At 75.7% G+C, this 3,879-nt stretch carries 2 protein-coding genes and 1 pseudogene; all 3 read right to left on the bottom strand.

Annotated features, from left to right (window positions below):
- Window positions 1–1,229 (bottom strand): annotated as a pseudogene (locus ACYVKX_RS16440) (hypothetical protein); the annotation flags it as partial.
- Between the two features lie 117 nt (window positions 1,230–1,346).
- Window positions 1,347–2,195, bottom strand: coding sequence for an acyl-CoA thioesterase domain-containing protein (locus ACYVKX_RS16435; RefSeq protein ID WP_460834596.1), 849 nt, complete (start codon window positions 2,193–2,195; stop codon window positions 1,347–1,349).
- A 10-nt stretch (window positions 2,196–2,205) separates the two neighbouring features.
- Window positions 2,206–3,879 (bottom strand): Ig-like domain-containing protein (locus ACYVKX_RS16430; RefSeq protein ID WP_460834593.1); only part of this gene is annotated, 1,674 nt, incomplete at its 5' end.

Below are 3,879 nucleotides of genomic sequence, written 5' to 3'. Positions count from 1 at the left end.
CCGGTCGCGGCGGGTGTCCAGGTCCCGCCCACGGTGCCGCGGGTCGGGGGTGCGGGGTCGAACACGATGGCCTGGGTGCGCAGCACCCGCAGGTACAGGGTCGCGGACCGTGGCCCGGTGCCGCCCAGCGCGGTGGCCAGGCCGGTGGTGGCGGTGACCTGGCTCCCGCCGCTGGTAGGGGTGGTCCACCAGCCGTCGAAGACGTATCCGTCGGGCAGACCCAGGTCCGAGGCGGTGGGCAGGGACCGGCCGGAGTTCTCGACGGTGGTCGCGAACACCGGCAGCGCGGCCGGGGGGGCAGCCGGCGGGGTGCTGTCGGGAACGGCGGTGGTGTCGAAGGAGAGCAGGTAGCTGTTGGTGGTCACGGTGATGCCCGGCTCGCCCTGGCCGTTGTTGCCGATGGCGCCGGTGCCGGTGATCGACCCGGTGTTGGCGATCGTGCCGCTGCCGGTGATCGTGCCGTTGTTGGTGATGGCCTCCCCGGCGGGGATCTCCAGGGCGGACCCGGCGGTCAGGGTCACCGACCCCGTGTTCGAGAACGACCCCCAGGCCGTACCGCTCGACGCCGATGCGCCGGGTCCCAGCACCCGGGAGCCGGCCAGCGTCACCGACGCTCCCGCCGCGACCGTGACCACGGCCCCCGCCCCCTGGTACCCGCCGCCGATGCCGGCGGCGTACCCGCCTCCGTTGGCGGTCACGGTGCCGCCGTCGATGGTGACGGTGCCGCCGGCCCCGGCGTGCCCGCCGCCGATGCCGGCGGCGTAGTCGCCGCCGGTGGCGGTCACGGTGCCGCTGTAGATGGTGACATCGCCGGCGGCGGTCCCGGTGTCGCTGACATCTCCGCTGCCGATGCCGGCGGCGTCGGACCCGCCCGTCACCGTGAGGGTGCCGCCGCCGGCGGAGTCGGTGATGGTCAGGGACGTCCCGTCCCGGACCGCGATGCCCGGGCTGTGGTCCGAGCGGGCCGGGATGGTCAGGTCCTTGCCGTTGAGGTCCAGCGTCAGGCTCACCCCGGCCGGCACGGTGAGGCCCGACGAGCCGGCCGGTGCGGTGGCGTCGGTGCCCATCTGGATCATGCCGTAGTCGGTCGCGTTGTCGAACGCGACCACCAGGCTCAACCAGGCCGGGTCGTCCGCGGCCGAGGCCGGCGCGACCACGCTCGCGGTGATCGCGGACGAGGCCAGCACGGTGGTGGCGAGCAGGGCGGCGGTACGACGCAGCAAGGTCATCACGATCTCCGAGAGCGAGGACAGGAGTGCGGCCCTCGGCGCGGGCCGCGCCGCTCATGCTGCCCCACAATCCGACGCAGTGTGACCGTTATCCCGAAAGTCGGCACGCCCGGCCGGCTACGAGGAGGTACGCCGCCCGTCGTCGGTGTAGCTGACCGACCCGAGGTCCACGGTCCGCCGCGCGTTGGCGATCGCCGCGATCATCACGGTGCCCAGCGGCCCGGTCCGGTCGAAGATCGCCGCGGACCCGACTGCGATGCCGTCGTGCTCGACCCGGTCGGTCGCGAGCAGGCCGATCTCGATCCCGTCGGGCTCGCGGGCCAGCGTCAGGGTGATGTCGGTGTTGATGTACTCGACCCCGCGGGTGCCCCAGTTCGTGACCAGGCTGGCGCCGTCCGCGGTCGCCGCCGCGGCCTGGAACCCGGTCAGCGGCTGGTCCGGCACGATCGGCACCGACGTGCTCCACGACGTCTTGCGGTCGGCGTTCTGGTGCTCGAGGAAGTTCTGCGACCAGTCCACCGACGAGCGCACGTACGGCGCGCGCGGCCGGCCGGTCGCGGGCGGCACCGCGTCGAGCGGCGGCGGCGCCGGCCGCTCGGCCGGCGCCCAGACCTGGCCCCCGGTGGTCTCCGACGGCTTGAGGAAGGTCGCCGTCCCGCGGGCGACGCGCTCGCCGTCCTGGGAGAGGATCACGTCGACCAGGCAGATCCGGCGGCCCTCGCGCTCGATCTCGGTGGTCAACCTGCACGGCACCATCCGGGCCGGCTTGAACAGGTCGACCGCCCAGCGCGCCGGCCGCAGGTCGGTGCGCCCGGCCGCGGCGAGCGCGCCCTCGGCGGCCCAGGCGAGGGCGCTGCTCAGGGCCACGCCGTGCATCTGGTCCTCGCTCCACATGCTGCCCGCGAGCGGGGCCGGGTCCAGGGCGCCGTCGCCGCGGCGGGTGAAGAACGCGATCTCGTCGGTCACCGGAGCATTGTCACCGCCGCCGGCGCACCGTGACGGTGAGGGCCTCCCGCGTGGTGTTGCCGGCGCGGTCGGTGGCGGTCGCGGTGTAGCGCAGTCTGACCAGCCGCGCGGTCCGCTTCACCACGGTCCGCTCGATCCGGCACCCGGCCCCGACCAGGCCGGAGTGCCGGTCGCGGGCCACGCAGCGGACGTCGGGCCGCTGGGCGTAGGTCCGGCCGGGCCGGGCTCCCCGGAGCCGGACCTTCGGCGCTGACTGGTCGAGCTTGACCGTGGTGACGACGGTGGCGGCGCCGCCGTCGGCGGCCAGGACGGTGCGGGTGAGCGAGCGGACGCCGTTGCGGGCCACGGTGTCCGGGCCCGGGCAGGGTCCGGCGAGCGGCGCGGTGGTCGTCTCGCAGGCGTAGGTGACGGTGACCGGGCCGACGTACCAGCCGTGCCTGCCCCGCTCGCCAGCCACGGTGGCGGTCAGGGTGGGGTTGTCGCGCGCGACCGAGTCCGAGGAGCCGGTGAAGCGGTCGTCGCCGTCGTAGACCGCCGCCACCTCCTGGAGGGCGTCGGTGGCGAGCGTGTGGTCGAGTACGGCGACGCCGTCCTCGATCTCGGCGGTGCCGACCGGCTCGCCGCCGACCGCGAACGTGACGGTGCCGGTCGGGTCGCCCGCACCGGGCGCGACCGGGGCCACGCTCGCCCGCAGGGTGTCGCCGGTGACGCTCAGCGCGGTGGTGGTCGCGGCCGGGGAGATCGTGAGGCTCGCGGAGGCGGCCGAGCCGGTCCGGCCAGGGTCGTCGGGCGTGAGCGCGGCCACGACCTGGTGTACGCCGGGCTCCAGCTCGGTGAGCGGCGCGCTGGTCGCGGTGCCGCCGCTGGTGCGGACCGGGTCGCCGACCGGCGCGCCGTCGACCAGGAACACGGCCGTGCCCGAGGCATCGGCGGTCGCGGTCGCGGTGACCGGCTGGCCATAGACCGCCGCCGGCGGGTCGAGCGCGATGCCGACCGAGGTGGGCACGGTGTAGCGGGGCGTGAGCGTGACCTGTCGCGGACCGTCGCCGAACTGGAGGAGGTCGGTGCCGTCGGCGACCCGGACGTCGCCGGCGTACCAGCCGGCGAACTGCCGCCCGCCCGTCAGGGCGGGAGTCGGCAGCGTCTCGTCGCCGTCGGCGACCGACGCGGCGAAGATCCACAGGTCGTCGAGGGCGGGCCCGGTCGTGACCCCGGCGCCGTCGAAGGAGAGCCGGTAGTTGCGCGGTGCGATCGCGACCCCGCTCCCGCCGAGCTCGACGATGTCGAAGTCGCCGGTGCCGATCATGCGGCCGGTGTTGTCGATCGAGCCGTCACCGGTCACGAAGCCGTCGACGACGATCGTGCCGGGGTTGGCGACCGTCTCCCCGGCCGGCACCCGCAGCGTCGACCCGCTCGGGATCCGCAGCGTGCCGGCGTTGGTCACCGAGCCCCAGGCGGGTGCGCTCGCGCGCAGCCCGGCACCGCCATTGCCGCCCGTGCCGCCCGCGCCCACACCGCCGTTGCCGCCCGTGCCGCCCGCGCCCACACCGCCGTTGCCGCCCGTGCCGCCCGCGCCCACACCGCCGGTGCCGCCAGTGCCGCCCGCGCCCACACCGCCGTTGCCGCCGGTGCCGCCGGTGCCGCCCGCGCCCACACCGCCGTTGCCGCCGGTGCCGCCGGTGCC

The organism is Nocardioides hungaricus, from assembly GCF_054782915.1.
The sequence above is the reverse complement of the archived record's forward strand: the minus strand, read 5'-3'. Positions and strand labels throughout refer to the sequence as shown.